The 15,353-nt window shown below is 73.1% G+C and carries 17 protein-coding genes and 1 pseudogene; 9 read left to right on the plus strand and 9 right to left on the minus strand.

The annotated features are described in order from the left end of the window. A pseudogene (locus ACFPL3_RS26525) lies at window positions 1-120 on the plus strand (IS30 family transposase); the annotation flags it as partial. 72 nt (window positions 121-192) lie between these two features. On the opposite strand, the gene ACFPL3_RS26530 reads toward ACFPL3_RS26525, so the two are convergent. After that, window positions 193-693, minus strand: a complete 501-nt coding sequence (locus ACFPL3_RS26530; protein WP_343942614.1) for a MarR family winged helix-turn-helix transcriptional regulator — start codon at window positions 691-693, stop codon at window positions 193-195. A 93-nt stretch (window positions 694-786) separates the two neighbouring features. Here ACFPL3_RS26530 and ACFPL3_RS26535 point away from each other — a divergent pair, with 93 nt between their 5' ends. Continuing rightward, window positions 787-1,350, plus strand: coding sequence for a YceI family protein (locus ACFPL3_RS26535; RefSeq protein WP_343942615.1), 564 nt, complete (start codon window positions 787-789; stop codon window positions 1,348-1,350). Window positions 1,351-1,362: 12 nt separating this feature from the next. Here the strand turns inward: ACFPL3_RS26535 and ACFPL3_RS26540 are convergent, their stop codons facing one another. Then, complete coding sequence (locus ACFPL3_RS26540) at window positions 1,363-2,358, minus strand: LysR family transcriptional regulator (protein ID WP_379589695.1); 996 nt, start codon at window positions 2,356-2,358, stop codon at window positions 1,363-1,365. Window positions 2,359-2,445: 87 nt separating this feature from the next. Here ACFPL3_RS26540 and ACFPL3_RS26545 point away from each other — a divergent pair, with 87 nt between their 5' ends. The 4 genes from ACFPL3_RS26545 to ACFPL3_RS26560 all read left to right on the plus strand — a co-directional run bounded on the left by ACFPL3_RS26545 (window position 2,446) and on the right by ACFPL3_RS26560 (window position 6,233). After that, window positions 2,446-3,780: a CitMHS family transporter gene (locus tag ACFPL3_RS26545; RefSeq protein WP_343942617.1), complete on the plus strand. Its 1,335-nt coding sequence runs from the start codon at window positions 2,446-2,448 to the stop codon at window positions 3,778-3,780. Then, window positions 3,777-5,099: an acyclic terpene utilization AtuA family protein gene (locus ACFPL3_RS26550; RefSeq protein ID WP_343942618.1), complete on the plus strand. Its 1,323-nt coding sequence runs from the start codon at window positions 3,777-3,779 to the stop codon at window positions 5,097-5,099. Before ACFPL3_RS26545 ends, ACFPL3_RS26550 begins: the two co-directional genes overlap by 4 nt. Further along, window positions 5,080-5,388, plus strand: coding sequence for an AtuA-related protein (locus tag ACFPL3_RS26555; RefSeq protein WP_343942619.1), 309 nt, complete (start codon window positions 5,080-5,082; stop codon window positions 5,386-5,388). The genes ACFPL3_RS26550 and ACFPL3_RS26555 overlap by 20 nt, the downstream gene beginning before the upstream one ends. A gap of 131 nt (window positions 5,389-5,519) precedes the next feature. Beyond that, on the plus strand, window positions 5,520-6,233 hold the full coding sequence (locus tag ACFPL3_RS26560) for a helix-turn-helix domain-containing protein (protein ID WP_379589696.1): 714 nt from the start codon (window positions 5,520-5,522) through the stop codon (window positions 6,231-6,233). On the opposite strand, the gene ACFPL3_RS26565 is transcribed toward ACFPL3_RS26560, so the two are convergent. Together ACFPL3_RS26565 and ACFPL3_RS26570 are read right to left on the minus strand one after the other, a co-directional pair. After that, on the minus strand, window positions 6,218-6,613 hold the full coding sequence (locus tag ACFPL3_RS26565; RefSeq protein ID WP_343942622.1) for a VOC family protein: 396 nt from the start codon (window positions 6,611-6,613) through the stop codon (window positions 6,218-6,220). The two genes, ACFPL3_RS26560 and ACFPL3_RS26565, sit on opposite strands and share 16 nt — an antisense overlap. A 10-nt stretch (window positions 6,614-6,623) precedes the next feature. Next, window positions 6,624-7,397: an AraC family transcriptional regulator gene (locus ACFPL3_RS26570; protein ID WP_343942623.1), complete on the minus strand. Its 774-nt coding sequence runs from the start codon at window positions 7,395-7,397 to the stop codon at window positions 6,624-6,626. 54 nt (window positions 7,398-7,451) lie between these two features. Here ACFPL3_RS26570 and ACFPL3_RS26575 point away from each other — a divergent pair, with 54 nt between their 5' ends. After that, on the plus strand, window positions 7,452-8,606 hold the full coding sequence (locus ACFPL3_RS26575; RefSeq protein WP_343942624.1) for an MFS transporter: 1,155 nt from the start codon (window positions 7,452-7,454) through the stop codon (window positions 8,604-8,606). 54 nt (window positions 8,607-8,660) lie between these two features. Here the strand turns inward: ACFPL3_RS26575 and arc are convergent, their stop codons facing one another. The 3 genes from arc to ACFPL3_RS26590 form a co-directional block, all read right to left on the minus strand. Beyond that, window positions 8,661-10,424: a proteasome ATPase gene (gene arc / locus ACFPL3_RS26580; RefSeq protein WP_343942647.1), complete on the minus strand. Its 1,764-nt coding sequence runs from the start codon at window positions 10,422-10,424 to the stop codon at window positions 8,661-8,663. Between the two features lie 214 nt (window positions 10,425-10,638). Continuing rightward, window positions 10,639-11,481, minus strand: coding sequence for a tRNA (adenine-N1)-methyltransferase (locus ACFPL3_RS26585; protein WP_343942648.1), 843 nt, complete (start codon window positions 11,479-11,481; stop codon window positions 10,639-10,641). Window positions 11,482-11,646: 165 nt separating this feature from the next. Beyond that, entirely contained in the window at window positions 11,647-12,540 is an 894-nt protein-coding gene (locus ACFPL3_RS26590; RefSeq protein ID WP_343942649.1) for a RecB family exonuclease, read from the minus strand. A gap of 153 nt (window positions 12,541-12,693) precedes the next feature. Here ACFPL3_RS26590 and ACFPL3_RS26595 point away from each other — a divergent pair, with 153 nt between their 5' ends. Beyond that, entirely contained in the window at window positions 12,694-13,206 is a 513-nt protein-coding gene (locus tag ACFPL3_RS26595; RefSeq protein ID WP_343942625.1) for a nuclear transport factor 2 family protein, read from the plus strand. Beyond that, window positions 13,203-13,979, plus strand: a complete 777-nt coding sequence (locus ACFPL3_RS26600) for a thioesterase family protein (RefSeq protein ID WP_343942626.1) — start codon at window positions 13,203-13,205, stop codon at window positions 13,977-13,979. Before ACFPL3_RS26595 ends, ACFPL3_RS26600 begins: the two co-directional genes overlap by 4 nt. A 93-nt stretch (window positions 13,980-14,072) precedes the next feature. On the opposite strand, the gene hisG is transcribed toward ACFPL3_RS26600, so the two are convergent. Together hisG and ACFPL3_RS26610 are read right to left on the minus strand one after the other, a co-directional pair. Next, entirely contained in the window at window positions 14,073-14,984 is a 912-nt protein-coding gene (hisG, locus tag ACFPL3_RS26605; RefSeq protein ID WP_343942627.1) for an ATP phosphoribosyltransferase, read from the minus strand. A 34-nt stretch (window positions 14,985-15,018) separates the two neighbouring features. Then, window positions 15,019-15,282 (minus strand): phosphoribosyl-ATP diphosphatase, encoded by a 264-nt coding sequence (locus ACFPL3_RS26610; RefSeq protein ID WP_343942628.1) that lies wholly within the window; start codon window positions 15,280-15,282, stop codon window positions 15,019-15,021. Window positions 15,283-15,353: the final 71 nt, after the last annotated feature.

Genomic DNA, 15,353 nt, shown 5'->3' on the forward strand with positions numbered 1-15,353 from the left:
TACACCCAGGCCGACCTCGACACCGTCGCCCACGAACTCAACGGCCGCCCCCGCAAGACCCTCGGATGGAAGAATCCCGCCCAGGCACTCGACGAGCTGCTCGTTGCAACAACCAGTTGAGACCGCCGATCAACCAGCGACCCTCTCCCCTTGATCGACGGCTGGGAGGGCGGCTCCGGCCCGGTCAGGCGACTACCGCTCGCCGGCCGCCGGGTCGCCCGCCGCCGGCCACACCGGCTCGCCCGCGAGGTGCACCACGAGCGTGTCGCTGATGTCGCGCAGCGCGGCCACCTGTTCCGGGGACAGCGCGTCGAACAGGCTGCGGCGCACCGTCTCGACGTGCCCGGGGGCGGCCGCCTCCAGGCCGGCCAGGCCGGCGTCGGTGAGCTCGGCGAGCGACCCGCGCTTGTCGTGCTCACAGGGCTTGCGACGCACCCAGCCGTTCTCCTCGAGCCGGGCGACCGCGTGGGAGATGCGGCTGCGCGACGACAGCGACGTGGTGGCGAGGTCGCTCATGCGCAGCGTGCGCTGGGGCGCCTCGGACAGGCGCACGAGGATCTCGTAGTAGGCGTGCGGGAGGCCCGCCTCCTGTTGCAGCTGCCGCTCGATGCCGTCGAAGAGCAGCCGGCTGGCGGTCATGAAGCTGCGCCAGGTCTGCTGCTCGTCATCGTCGAGCCATCGTGTGTCGGTCACCACACCTCCGGAATAGTTGAGCGCTCACGGGCCTTTGGGCTAGCATCGCTCTCAATAACTGAGAGTTCAACTAACTAGCTCAGGAGAGATCCCGTGACCAGCGCAGCCACCACCTCGATCCCCGGCTACATCGCCGGAACCTGGGACATCGACACGAGCCACTCGGACGTTTCCTTCACGGTCCGCCACATGATGGTCAGCAAGGTACGCGGTCGGTTCGGCTCGTTCTCCGGTGAGATCGTCACCGGCGAGAACCTCACCGACTCGTCGGTCACGGCCACGATCGACGCCTCGTCGATCGACACCAACAACGAGCAGCGTGACGGCCACATCCGCTCGGCCGACTTCTTCGACGTCGAGAACCACCCGCAGTGGACGTTCCGCTCCACCGGCGTGCGCGCCGACGGCGACGACCTCGTGGTCGACGGCGACCTGACGCTCAAGGGTGTCACCCGTCCGGTGCAGCTGGCGCTCGAGGTCAACGGCTTCGGGCCGGACGCCTGGGGCGGCACCCGCGCCGGCTTCTCGGCCACCACCACCATCGACCGCAACGACTTCGGCGTCGACATCAAGATGCCGCTCGACGGCGGCGGCGTCGTGGTGAGCGACAAGGTGCAGATCTCGCTCGAGATCGAGGGCGTGCTGCGCCAGGCGTGAGCCCAGCCCGACCTACGACGGCCCGGCCCCTCCCGCGAGGGGGCCGGGCCGTTCTGCGTCCGGCGTCCGGTCGAGCCACCACGCCTGGTCCGGCAGGCGGGGCCGCGCGCGCCCCGGCGCGGTGAGCGCGGCGACGAACGCCGCCGCGATCGGCGAGAGCGGGCGGGCGGCCGCGCGCACCACGGCCGTCGTGCGGTGCGCGGCCGGCTCCTCCAGCACGACGCGGCGCACGCCGGCGAACCCCATGAGGGGCAGCACGAGGCCGGGCACGACCGACACGCCCAGGTCGGCGGCCACGAGGCCCGCGACCGCGGCGATGTTGCGAGCCGCGACGACCTGGCGCGGCGCGACGCCCGCCGCGGCGAACGAGGCGTCCACGTGCTGGCGGATGCTCGTGGTGTGGTCGAAGGCGATGAACGCCTCCCCCGCGAGCTCGCTCCACGACAGCGCGACCCGGCCGGCGAACCGGTGGGCGGGCGGCACGACGCAGCAGAAACGGTCGGCGGCCACCGGGGTGACCGCGAGGTCGTCGAGGGGGTCGGGTGTCTCCGACACCACGGTGACCGCCAGGTCGACCACGCCGCCGCGCACCCGCTCGAGTACCTCGCCCGACAGCGCGTCCTCGATCGAGAGCTCCACCTCCGGCCGCTCCGCGCGGAACGCCGAGACCACGCCGGGCAGCAGGATCGCGGCGAGCGAGGGCAGCGTGGCGATGCGCACCCGTCCCGTGCGGCCCGCGAGGTAGCCCTCGACGTGGCGCAGTTCGGCCTCCACCGCGTCGACGGCGCGCCGGGCCGCGGCCACCACCTCGCGCCCGGCGGGGGTCGGCTCCAGCCGGCGCGTGGTGCGCTCGAACAGCGGCGTGCCCAGCCGGCGCTCCACCTCGGCCACCGTCCGGCTCAGCGACGACTGCGCCACGAGCAGGCGCCGGGCCGCCGCGGTGAAGCTGCCGGCCTCGTACACCTCCGCGATCACCCGGAGCTGCTGCAACGTCAGATCCGTGCGCACAGTGCATGAATCTATCGGAAACCGGTGTTTGACCTGCATAGCAAGTGTGGCCGAGGGTGTGCACCAGCCCAACCCGGAGGTGCAACGATGCTCGCCGCTGCCGGCTTCCTGACCATCGCCCTGTTCCTGGCGGCCGTGCTGTCCCAGCGCGTGTCGGTGTTCATCGCGCTCACCGTGCTGCCGATCCTCGCGGCCGTCGTGGTCGGCGAGGGCGGGCGGATCGGCGAGCTCGTGCTCGACGGGTTCGAGACCGTGGCGCCGGTCGCGATCATGATCACGTTCGCGGTGCTCTACTTCTGCCTGATGATCGACGCCGGGCTCTTCGACCCGGCCGTGCGCCGCGTCGTGCGGTGGGCGGGTGGTGACCCGCTGAAGATCACGGTCGGCACGGCGGTGCTCACGCTGCTCGTGGCGCTCGACGGCGACGGTGCGTCCACGTTCCTGATCATGGTGTCGGCGATGCTGCCGATCTACCGGCGGCTCGGCATGCGGCCGCTCGTGCTCACCGCGGTGATCTGCCTCGGTGCGGGCGTGATGAACATGGTGCCGTGGGGTGGACCCACCGCGCGGGCGATGGCCGCGCTCGGCCTGGGCAGCGGCGACGTGTTCGTGCCGGTGCTGCCGGCGATGGGCGCCGGGATCGTGTGGGTGCTGGTGGCGGCTGTCCTGATCGGGCGCGCGGAGCGCAAGCGGATCGGCACGGTCACCGAGCCCGGTGCCGAACCGGGCGTCGAGCCGGGCCTGACCGCGCCCGCCGACGCGCCGGGAGCCGCCCACGCACCCGCCGCCACGCGCCCGGCCGTCGACCGGGTGCGGTTCTGGCTCAACGTCGTGCTCACCGTGGCACTCGTGGTGGTCCTGCTGGCGCAGCTCGCCGAGCTCCCCGTGGTCTTCGTGGTGGCGTTCGTGCTGGCGCTGCTCATCAACCGGCCCGGCTGGGAGGCGCAGAAGGACCTGTTCACGCGGCACGGCCACAGCGTCGTGCTCGTCACCACGATGATCTTCGCGGCCGGCGTGTTCACCGGCGTGCTCGGCGGCACCGGGATGATCGAGGCGATGGCCCGCGCGATCGTCGGCCTCGTGCCCACCGGCGCGGGCGGTGCTCTCCCCACGCTCGTGGCCGTCACGAGCATGCCGCTCAGCCTCGTGTTCACGCCCGACGCGTACTACTTCGGCGTGCTGCCGGTGCTCGCGGAGACCACGGCCGCGCTGGGCGGCGACCCGGCCGAGGTGGCGCGCGCCGCCGTCCTGGGCCAGATGACCACCGGGTTCCCGCTCAGCCCGCTCACCGCCTCCACGTTCATCCTCGTCGGGATGGCCGGGGTGCAGCTGGGAGCCCACCAGCGGTTCGTGTTCGGGTGGGCGTTCGGCACGACGCTGGTGATGACGGCGGTCGCGCTCGCCACCGGGGCGATCGTATGAGGACCGTGCGGATCGGCGCGGGCGCCGGGTTCGCGGGCGACCGCCTCGAGCCCGCCGTCGAGCTCGCCGAGCGGGCCGGGCTCGCCGACATCGTGCTGGAGTGCCTGGCCGAGCGGACGATCGCGCTCGGCCAGGGCCGCCGGCTCGCCGACCCGGACGCCGGCTACGACCCGCGCCTGCTCGCCCGGTTCGAACGCCTGCTGCCCGTGGCGCTCGCCCGCGGCGTCCGGGTGATCACGAACATGGGCGCAGCCAACCCGCTGCGGGCCGGTGAGGTCACGCGCGACCTGCTGGCCCGGCTCGGCACGCCCGCCCGCGTCGGGGTGGTCACCGGCGACGACGTGCTCGACCGCCTCGACCTGGACGCCCCCGCGAGCGAGGACGGCGTGCCGCTGCGTGCCCACGGCGAGGTGGTCGCCGCCAACGCCTACCTGGGTGCCGACGCCGTGCTGCCCGCGCTCGAGGCGGGGGCCGACGTCGTCGTCACGGGCCGGGTGGCCGACCCGTCGCTCTTCCTCGCCCCGCTCGCCGACCGACTCGGCCTCGACCTGGCCGACCCGCGTGCCGCCGCCGCGGGCACGCTCGTCGGGCACCTGCTCGAGTGCGCGGGCCAGCTCACCGGCGGGTACTTCGCCGACCCGGGGGTCAAGGACGTGCCCGGCCTCGCCGAGCTCGGCTTCCCCTACGCGGACGTGGCTACCGACAGCACCGCGGAGTACGGCAAGCTGCCCGGCACCGGCGGTGTGCTCGACCGGGCCACCGTGCGCGAGCAGCTGCTCTACGAGATCACCGATCCGACGGGGTACCGCACGCCGGACGTGGTGCTCGACCTGCGTGGGGTCACCGTCGACCAGGTGGGGCCCGATCGCGTGCGGGTGGCGGGCGCGCGGGGGCGTCCGCGGCCGGACCGGCTCAAGGTCAGCGTCGGCTACCGGGCGGGGCACAAGGTCGAGGCGGAGATCTCCTACTCCGGCCCGCGGGCCGACAAGCGCGCCGCGCTCGCCGGTGAGGTGCTCGCCGCCCGGCTCGCCGGGCTCCCGGTGCGCCCGCGGATCGACGTGCTCGGCGTGGCCCCGCCGGAAGCCGACGTGCACGCCGAGTGCCGGGTGCGGGTGGCCGCGCTCGCCACCGACCCGGCCGTGCTCGACATCGTCGGGCACGAGGTCGAGGCCCTCTACACGAACGGTCCCGCGGGCGGCGGCGGCGTGCGCGTGTTCACCGGGGAGGTCATCGGCGTGGTGTCCACCCTCGTCCCGCGCGCGGCCGTGACGCCGGGCCTGACGATCCTGGAGGCCGGGGATGCCCGTCCGGCTGCATGAGCTCGCCCACTGCCGCGCCGGCGACAAGGGCAACGTCGCCACGCTCTCGGTGATCCCCTACGCCGACGAGGACTACCCGCTGCTCGTCCGCGAGCTCACCGCCGAGCGGGTGCGTGCCCAGCTGGCCCGCCACCTGGGCGGCGAGGTGCTGCGCTACGAGCTCCCGCTGCTGCCGGCGCTGCAGTTCGTCTGCACCGGGGTGCTCGACGGCGGGGTGACCACCTCGCTCGCCCTCGACACGCACGGCAAGTCGCTCAGCTCCCGCCTGCTCGCCCTGGAGCTGCCGTAGGCCGTCACCGGGCCCCCGCCCGAATGCCAGCATGGTGGCTTTACTGGCGTAATAGGCCAGCAAAGCCACCATGCTGGCGTCTGGGGCCTCGGTGGTGGGCCACTGTCGGGGCGCCGCGCTAGCGTTTCCCCGTGGGCTATCGGGAGATCCCGCCGCCGCGCCCGCTGCGCGGCGAGATCGAGTGCGCCTGGACGGCCGGGGTCGCCGCCGGTGCCCCCACCGAGTCGATCGACGTGCTGCCCGACGGGTGCATGGACCTCGTCTGGACGGGCCGGGAGCTGCTCGTCGCCGGGCCGGACACCGGCCCGCACCCCGTCAGCCGCGCACCCGGCGTGCTGAGCGCGGGGCTGCGTTTCGCGCCGGGCAGGCTGCCCGCGCTGCTCGGGGTGCCCGCGGCGGAGGTGCGCGACCTGCGCGCCCCGCTGGCCGAGCTGCACCCCGCGCTCGCCCGCCGGGCGCTCGCCCGCCTCGAACGGGGCGAGCCGCCCCTGCCGGTGCTCCTGGGCCTCACGTTCGCGCTGCCCGGGGAACCGGCCGAGCAGGCGGTGCGGGTGGTCGCCGCGCAGCTCGGCGCGGGGGCGTCGGCGGCCGCCACGGCCGAGCGGCTCGGCTGGACCGAGCGGTCGCTGCACCGGCGCTGCCTCGCGGCGTTCGGGTACGGACCGGCGGTGCTGCGGCGGGTCCTGCGGTTCCGCCGGGCCGCGCTGCTGCTCTACGACGGCGTGCCGATCGCCGACGCCGCCGCCGAGGCCGGCTACGCCGACCAGCCGCACCTGTCGCGCGAGGTCAAAGCGCTCGCAGGCGTGGCGCCCAGCAGGATCTACGGCGGTCAGAGGGGCGCGTAGAGATCCACGCCGTTGCCGTCCGGGTCGTTCACGCTCGCGTACCGCTGGCCCCACGGCGCGTCGAACGGCGGCAGCTCGCCGTGGTGGCCCGCCTCCGTCAGCTGCGCGTACAGGGCGTCCACGGCGGCGGCGTCCGGCAGTGACACGGCGAGCCCGATCCGCCCGGCCCCGACGCCGGGGCTCCACGACGGGTGGAACGAGCGCACCGTCTCCTCGGTGTCGAACAGCAGCCGCATCCCGCCGCCCAGCGGCACCTCCACGTGCGGCTGGTGCTCGCCGCCCTCGGGCACCGGGAGGCCCAGCGCGCGGTAGAAGGCCAGTGACTTCGCCAGGTCGGCCGCGATGATGCCGACGGCGTCCAGCTTCGCTTCGATCGTCATGACCGGAACGCTAGGCGCGCCGCCCCCGCCGGGTCGTGAACGGATCGGACAGGTGTGTGCCGGGGGTGTGGCCGTACGCGCGGCGGAAGACGTCGATGAACGCGCTGGTGGACGACCAGCCGCACGCGTGCGCCACGGTGGTGACCGGTGAGCCGTCGGCCAGCATCCGCAGCGCGTGGTAGAGGCGCAGCTGGGTGCGCCACTGCGGGAACGTCATGCCGAGGTCGGTGCGGAACAGGCGGCTCAGCGTGCGCTCGCCGACGCCGACCTCGGCGCCGAGGGCGGCGAGCGTGCGGGAGTCGGCGGGGTCCTGGCGCAGGGCGGCGCACACCACCGCGAGCCGCGGGTCGGTGGGCTCGGGCAGGTGGACCGGGCGCTGCGGCGAGGCGCGCAGCTCGTCGAGCAGCACGGCGTGCAGCCTGCGCCGTTGCGGAGTGTCGTCCTGCGGGCCGCGCGTCCAGGCGCGGATCAGCTCCCGCAGCAGCGGGCTCACCACCAGCACCGTGGGCCGGTCGAGGCCGAGCGGGTTCACCGCGGCCGGCACGCCCAGCATGTGCAGGTCGAGGTCCCCGTACGCCCGGTGCGCGTGCACGGTGCCCGCAGGCACCCAGATCGCGCGGGTGCCGGGGGTGAACCAGGTGCCGTCATCGGTGGTGACGGCCAGCACCCCGGAGCCCGCGTAGAGGATCTGGTGGTCGTCGTGCCGGTGCGGGTCGATGGTGTCGCCGCCGGCCAGGATCTGCTGCCGGGTGGGCGCCACCGGGGTGTGGCGGATGTTCGGCATGCGTTGGCACTTTATCGGAAGCGGGACAGGGCGGGCCCGGGCGACGATCACGAGGTGACCCAGCACGTCGCCGCCCGCACCGGGCCGATCACCCTCCTGGCCGCCGGCCACGCCTGCGTCGACGTCTACCAGGGTGCGATCGCTGCGCTGGTGCCGTTCTTCGTGGCCGAGCGCGCCTACACCTACGCGGCGGCGGCCGGTCTCGTCCTCGCCGCGTCGCTGCTGTCGTCGGTGGTGCAGCCGCTCTTCGGCGCGCTCACCGACCGGTGGCCGATGCCCTGGCTGCTCCCGGTGAGCACGCTCATCGGCGGCCTCGGCGTGGCCTTGTGCGGGATCACCGACTCCTACCCGCTGGCGCTCGCGTTCGTCGCGCTGTCCGGGATCGGGGTGGCCGCGTTCCACCCCGAGTCCGCCCGCGTGGCCCGGGCCGCCAGCGGCGGGAGCCACACCGCGATGAGCTGGTTCTCCCTCGGCGGCAACCTCGGATTCGCCACAGCCCCGGTGATGGTGGCCGCCGTGGTGGCCCTCGGCGGCCTGGACGCCACCCCGGTGCTGCTCGTGCCCGCCGTGCTGGGCAGCGTGCTGTGCCTGCTGGCGGTGCGGGCCGTCACGGCACCGCGGCCCGCGGCCCCCGGTGCCGGCCCCGTCGCGGGCACCGACGACTGGCGGTCGTTCGGCAGGCTGTCCGGGTCGGTGGTGTGCCGCTCGATCGTCTTCGTCGGACTGTCGGCGTTCCTGTCCCTCTACGGGATGGAGCGCACCGGCGGCGGCGAGGTCGCGGGCACGATCGCGCTGTTCGTGCTCTACCTGGGTGGCGCCGTCGGCACCGTGCTCGGTGGCACGCTCGCCAACCGCTTCGGCCGGGTGGCCGTGGTGCGCTGGTCGAACGCGGTGGCGGTGCTCGCGGTGGCGGGGGTGGTGTTCGTGCCGGGCCCGCCCCTGTTCGTCTTCGTGGCCCTCACGTCGGCGTGCCTCTACGTGCCGTTCTCGCTGAGCATCACGCTCGGGCAGGACTACCTGCCCCGCCGCGTCGGCACCGCCAGCGGGGTGACCCTCGGCCTGACCGTCAGCGTCGGCGGGCTCGCCAGCCCGCTGATCGGCGCGGTGGCCGACCACACGTCCCTGCAGGTGGCGCTGGCACCGCTGATCGCCGTGCCCGCCCTGAGCTGGCTGCTGCTGCGCCGGCTGCGCGAACCGGCAACCCCCTGAACGAACGGCACCCTCGTCCGATAGAGCGGGACGAGGGTGCCGTTGGTACGGGTGCTACAGGTACTGACCGGTGTTCGAGGCCGTGTCGATCGCGCGGCCCGTCTCGGCGTTCTTGCCGGTGACGAGGGTGCGGATGTAGACGATCCGCTCCCCCTTCTTGCCGGAGATGCGCGCCCAGTCGTCGGGGTTGGTGGTGTTGGGCAGGTCCTCGTTCTCGGCGAACTCGTCGACGATGGCGTCCAGCAGGTGCTGCACCCGCAGCCCCGGCTGGCCGGTCTCCAGCACCGACTTGATCGCCGACTTCTTCGACCGGTCGACGATGTTCTGGATCATCGCGCCGGAGTTGAAGTCCTTGAAGTAGAGCGTCTCCTTGTCGCCGTTGGCGTAGGTGACCTCGAGGAACCGGTTCTCCTCCGTCTCGTCGTACATCCGCTCGACGATCCGCTGGATCATCGCGTCGATGCACGCCTTGCGGTTGCCGCCGAACTCTGCGAGATCGTCGGCGTGGATCGGGAGCGTGTCGGTGAGGTACTTGGAGAAGATGTCCTGCGCCGCCTCGGCGTCCGGACGCTCGATCTTGATCTTCACGTCGAGCCGGCCCGGCCGCAGGATCGCGGGGTCGATCATGTCCTCGCGGTTGGAGGCGCCGATGACGATGACGTTCTCCAGGCCCTCGACACCGTCGATCTCCGCCAGCAGCTGCGGCACGATCGTGGTCTCGACGTCGGAGGACACGCCGGACCCGCGGGTGCGGAAGATCGAGTCCATCTCGTCGAAGAACACGATCACCGGGGTGCCGGCCGAGGCCTTCTCCCGTGCCCGCTGGAAGATCAGGCGGATGTGCCGCTCGGTCTCGCCCACGAACTTGTTGAGCAGCTCGGGGCCCTTGATGTTGAGGAAGAACGCGCGGCCCTCGTCGGGGTTGTCGCCGCGGACGGCCGCCACCTTCTTGGCCAGCGAGTTGGCCACCGCCTTGGCGATCAGCGTCTTGCCGCAGCCGGGAGGCCCGTAGAGCAGCACGCCCTTGGGCGGGCGCAGCTCGTACTCGCGGAACAGCTCGGCGTGCAGGAACGGCAGCTCCACGGCGTCGCGGATCTGCTCGATCTGCCGGAACAGGCCGCCGATGTCCTCGTACTCGACGTCGGGCACCTCCTCCAGCACGAGGTCCTCCACCTCGGCCTTGGGGACCCGCTCGTAGGCGTAGCCGGCCTTGGTGTCGACCAGGAGGGAGTCGCCCGGCTTGAGCGGCACCGAATCGGGGTCGTCACCACCCGCGACCAGCGGGTCAGCCAGCCACACCACACGCTCCTCGTCGGCGTGCCCGACCACCAGCGCACGGCCGGCGAGGCCGTCCGCGGTGGGCTCGGACAGCACCTCGCGCAGCGCGCACACCTCACCGATGCGCTCGAAATCCCCCGCCTCGACGACGGTGAGCGCCTCGTTGAGCCGCACGGTCTGCCCGCTGCGCAGTTCCGACGTGTCGACCGCCGGGGACACGGCCACCCGCATGCGGCGACCGGACGTGAACACGTCCACCGTCTCATCGGGGTAACGGGCGAGGAATACGCCGTAGCCGCTGGGCGGCTGGGCCAGCCTGTCGACCTCCTCCCGGAGCGCCACGAGCTGGCCGCGGGCCTCCTTGAGGGTTTCGGTGAGCTTCTCGTTGCGGGCCGAGAGCTGCGCGAGCCGGCTCGCCGACTCGGCCAGACGCTGCTCGAGGACGCGCGCGTGCCGCGGGGACTCGGTGAGCTTGCGGCGGAGCAGGGCGACTTCCTCTTCGAGGAAGCGGATCTGCGCGGCGGCCTCGGCGGGGCTCAGCTCGCCACGATCACCTGGTTCCCGCCTGCCGGGACCGTCGTAGGGGTTCACGGCATCCTCCCTCCGTGTTCCGTTTCCATACGGTACCTGCCATTGGGCGGTCTCCACCTTGTGGCAATCCGGTGATCCACCACTCAACCGGACGGCACCTTGACTCTCGGCGATCGTCCTGGTTCGGTCACCGCTGCGACATGCCTCGTTAAGCCGGTCGGACCTATCGGCTGGTCGGACGGCGCTGCGGACGGGGTGGAACGACACCCTCGGCGAGGCGGCGTGCCGTCACGAGGAACGCGGTGTGCCCCTGCATCCGGTGTTCCGGACGCACGGCCAGACCCACGACGTGCCACGGGCGCATGAGGGTCTCCCACGCCTGCGGCTCGGTCCAGCACTGCTGGCTGCGGAGATCTTCGACCAGCCGCGACAGCTGCGTGGTGGTGGCGACGTAGCCGACGAGCACCCCGCCCGGGATGAGCGCGGCGGCGACGGTCTCGAGGTGCTCCCACGGGGCCAGCATGTCGAGCACCACGCGGTCGAAACCCCCGGCGTGCTCCTCCTCGGCGAGCGCGGCCAGGTCGGCCACCCGGAGCGTCCAGTTGTCGGGGTGCTCGCCGAAGAACTGCTTCACGTTGCGCTCGGCGTGCTCGGCGTGATCGGCGCGCACCTCGTAGGAGATCACCCGGCCGTGTGGTCCTACGGCGCGCAGCAACGAGCACGTCAGCGCCCCTGAGCCGGCGCCTGCCTCCAGCACCCGCGCCCCCGGGAACACGTCGCCCCACATGAGGATCTGGGCCGCGTCCTTCGGGTAGATCACCTGCGCGCCGCGCGGCATCGACAGCACGTAGTCGGCCAGCCGCGGCCGCAGCGCCAGGTATGGCGTGCCCACCGGCGACAGGACGAGGCTGCCCTCGGGGCGGCCGATCAGGTCGTCGTGGGCGATCCCGCCGCGGTGCGTGTGGTACTCCGCGCCGGCCTGCAGGGTGATCGAGTAGTGCCGGCCCTTCGGGTCGGTGAGTTGCACCCGGTCCCCCGCGCGGAACGGGCCGCCGCGGGCGGGCAGGTCGGCCGCCTCGACGGGCTCCGTCTCGGGGGACTCCGCCTCGGGTGGTCGGGATTCGGGCACGAGGCGTAACGCTAACGGTCGGCCCCGCGAGCCACGCACGGCGGTCGCCTCGCGGCGCCACGGCGGCCTCAGCGGCCGAACGGGTGACGCGCCCGTGCCGCGTTACTCCATCAGGTCGAGCGCCGCGTCGGCAGCGCCCTCCTCCGCCGCCTCCGGCCATCCCGGGTACTCGGGAGGTGTGCCTTCCCACTCGGGGCAGAACGCCTTGTGGCTGCACCATTCGCACATCCTTGTGCGGTTCGGGCGGAAGTCGCCGGTCTCCCCCGCCGTGCGGATGGCGAGCCAGATGGCCTCCAGGGTGCGCTCGAAGCGCCGCAGCTCGAGCTCGTCGGGCTCGTAGGTGAGGTACTGGCCGTCGGCCAGGTACAGCAACCGCAGCTGGGCCGGCACCACACCGCGCTCCTGCAGCAGCGCCAGCGCGTAGAACTTGAGCTGGAACATGGCCGCCGCCTCGCCCGCCTCCCGCGGCGCCGAGCCGGTCTTGTAGTCGACCACCCGCACCTCGCCGGTGGGGGCGACGTCGAGGCGGTCGATGTAGCCGCGCAGCGGCAGGCCCGACGCGAGCTCGGTCTCGACGAGCAGCTCGCGCGCGGCGGGCTCGAGCCGCCGCGGGTCCTCGAGCCGGAAGTAGGCCTCCACCAGAACCGCCGCCGACTCCAGCCACTCCGGCAGCTCCGTGTCCTCCACGCCCTCGAACAGCTGCCCCACCAGCTCCGGCAGCGTGGCGCACAGCTCCTCCCACGCCGGTGCGACGAGCACGCGCGCCGCCTCGGGCGAACGCTGCGGCGCCGGGAGGTCGTAGAGCCGTTCCAGCACCAGGTGGACGAGGCTGCCACGGACCTGCGCCCGCGAGGGTTGTTCTGGCAGCCGGTCGATCGCCCGGAAGCGGTACAGCAGCGGGCACTGCTTGAAATCGCCCGCCCGCGACGGCGACAGGGCGGGCCGGCGCCGCGGCGCGGCCTCGACCGGGGCGGCACCGTCCCCGGCGATGTCCACGGCACCGTCAACCGCGGTACCTGCCGCAGCGCCCACTGCAGCGCCCACGGCGTCGAGACCCGCGGTATCCGTCACGCTCCGCAGCGTAGGTGACACCCCCGACACCGCCGGGCGGCGCGGTCCCGCTCCCGGGGGCTCCTCTAGGTTCACCCCGTGACGACGATCCGCACCGCGGTGGCCACCGCCGCGCTGCTGGCCGCCCTCGCCGCGTGCGGCACCCCGGTGGCCGGTACACCCGCAGCGCAGCCCGCACCGCCGCCACCCCCGACGACCGCCCCGACCACGCCGCCGCCGGACCCCGCCGCCGACCGGGAGGCGATCGAGGCGGTGTTCCACGACTACTACCGCGCGCTGCAGGCCCAGGACTTCCCCACGGCATGTGGCTACACGGCACCGGAGACCGTCAGCAGGCTGCTCGCCGACCTGCACGCCCGCGGCGTCGAGGCGGCGACGTGCGAGGAGGGCATCACCGCGATCTATGCCATCCCGGAGAACGTCCGCAACGTGGAGCGCACCGCCCAGAACGCCGAGATCGAGGAGGTCGAGGTGAACGGCGACCAGGCCACGATCAGGTGGACGTCCCGGGTCGAGGGCGAGACCCGCCCGGCCACCACGCGCCTGCGCCGCGTCGACGGCGAGTGGAAGCTGTCCGGGACCGGAACGTGAGCGAGCTCGAACCGTTCTACCTCCCGCTCGACGGCCCGGACGGCGACCGGTTCCACGCCACGGCCTCCACCACGGGGCCGTGGTTCGCCGACGCGCAGCACGTCGGCCCGCCGTCGGCGCTGCTGGTGCGCGCGCTCGAACGCGTGGCCGACGGGGCGGGCACCCAGCTCACCCGCGTCACGGTGGAGGTGCTCGGGCCGGTGCCCGCGGGCGAGGTGCAGGTGAGCGCGGCGGTGGAACGCCCGGGCCGCGCCATCCAGCTCGTGGCGGCCGAGATGAGCGCCGGAGGCCGCACCGTGCTGCGGGCCCGCTCCTGGTGGACGGCCGTCGGCGACACCGCCGTGGTGGAGGGCGGCGCCGCCCCCACCCTGCCGCCGCCCGACCAGGGCGTGCTGCGCACCTCGTGGGGCGACGGGTGGCTCCCCGGCTTCATCGACGCCGTCGAGTGGCGCGTGCTGCCCGGGCCGGGCACGTCCTGGCTGCGCCAGCGCGTGCCGCTGGTGGAGGGCGAGGAGCCCACCCCCACCCAGCGGCTCATGGTGGCCGCCGACTGCGCCAACGGCGTGGCCGCCCCGCTCGACCTGAGCCGGTGGCTCTTCGTGAACACCGAGCTGACCGTCCACCTGCACCGCGCCCCCGCGGGCGAGTGGATCGCGGTCGACGCGCACACCGTGATCGGCCCGACCGGGTCGGGCACCGTGTCGGCGGCGCTGCACGACGAACGCGGCCACACCGGCCGGGGCGCGCAGGCCCTGATCGTGCGGCGGCGCTGACCAGGCGACCGCTACGCCGGCAAGGTGGCTTTGCCAGCGTATTACGCCAGTAAAGCCACCTTGCCGGCACAAGGAGGAGGGGGCCGGCCCGCGTCAGCTCGAGTACGGGTGGATCTTCGCCCCGTCGACCGCGCGGCAGGAGCGGATCTCCGAGGTGAGGATCGCGCGCACACCGAGCTCGGCCAGGTCGTCCATCACCTTGTTGGCCACGGTGCGGCGCACCATCGACCGCACCGCCGACCAGCCCGGCTCGGTGAGCGGCGACACGGTGGGCGCCTGCATGCCCGGCGTGATCCGCTTGGCCTGCTCGAGCACGGAGTCGGGGCAGTCGTAGTCGAGCATCAGGTACTGGCGCGCGTAGACCACACCCTGGATCCGGCCGGTGAACACGACCTTGGCGGCCTTGACCTCCGCCGTCTCGGGACGGTCGGGGCGCGGCTCACGCTCGATGAGGGTGGCCTGCGACACCGCGATCGGGTCGCCGAAGGGCACCAGGCCGTGCTGGCGCAGGGTGCGCCCGGACGACACGACGTCGGCGATGGCGTCGGCGAGGCCGAGCTGCACGGAGATCTCGACGGCGCCGTCGAGCTTGATGATGTCGGCGCGCACCCGGTTGCGCGCGAGGTGGGCGCGGACCAGTCGCGGGTAGGAGGTGGCGATCTTCTTGCCCTCGAGGGAGCTGATCGTCCACGGCTCGCCGGTCTCGGTGAGCGGCGGCGCGGCGAAGCGGAACTTGGACGCCCCGAAGCCGAGCTCGATGACGCGCTTGACCTGGCTGCCGGACTCCTCCATGAGGTCGGCGCCGGTGATGCCGAGGTGCAGGTCGCCGGACCCGACGTAGGTGGCGATGTCCTTGGGCCGCAGGTAGAAGAACTCCACCTCGGTCTCCTCGTCCAGCATGCTGAGGTCGCGCGAGTCCGATCGCTGCCGGTACCCCGCTTCCCGCATCATGGTCGCGGCGGGCTCGGCCAGCGTTCCCTTGTTCGGGAGTGCGACGCGGAGCATTGGGGTTCTCCTCAAGAGCTACGTGCTGGGTGGTTCAAAGGTACTTGTAGACGTCCTCGAGCGTGATCTTGCGCCCGATCATGAGGACCTGGATCCGGTACAGCAACTGGGAGATCTCCTCGGCCAGCGCCGCGTCGGACTCGTGCTCGGCGGCCAGCCAGACCTCGCCGGCCTCCTCGAGCACCTTCTTGCCCTGCGCGTGCACTCCGGCGTCGAGCGCGGCGACCGTGCCCGAACCGGCGGGCCGGGTGGCCGCCCTCTCGGTGAGCTCGGCGAACAGCCCGTCGAAGGTCTTCACGTCGTTATCTCCTCTCCGGGTAAGTGTCATATCTCGCAGAGAACGACGCGAACCGGACCCGTTTCCGTGCT

It is taken from the genome of Pseudonocardia zijingensis (assembly GCF_042657305.1).
Taxonomy (GTDB): Bacteria; Actinomycetota; Actinomycetes; order Mycobacteriales; family Pseudonocardiaceae; genus Pseudonocardia; species Pseudonocardia zijingensis.

Excerpts from the sequence above, each read along its gene's own strand:
- ACFPL3_RS26555 (WP_343942619.1), top strand. The coding sequence starts at position 5,080 with ATGCCCGTCCGGCTGCATGAGCTCGCCCACTGCCGCGCCGGCGACAAG.
- ACFPL3_RS26545 (WP_343942617.1), top strand. The coding sequence starts at position 2,446 with ATGCTCGCCGCTGCCGGCTTCCTGACCATCGCCCTGTTCCTGGCGGCC.
- ACFPL3_RS26570 (WP_343942623.1), bottom strand. The coding sequence starts at position 7,397 with ATGCCGAACATCCGCCACACCCCGGTGGCGCCCACCCGGCAGCAGATC.
- ACFPL3_RS26550 (WP_343942618.1), top strand. The coding sequence starts at position 3,777 with ATGAGGACCGTGCGGATCGGCGCGGGCGCCGGGTTCGCGGGCGACCGC.
- ACFPL3_RS26565 (WP_343942622.1), bottom strand. The coding sequence starts at position 6,613 with ATGACGATCGAAGCGAAGCTGGACGCCGTCGGCATCATCGCGGCCGAC.
- hisG (WP_343942627.1), bottom strand. The coding sequence starts at position 14,984 with ATGCTCCGCGTCGCACTCCCGAACAAGGGAACGCTGGCCGAGCCCGCC.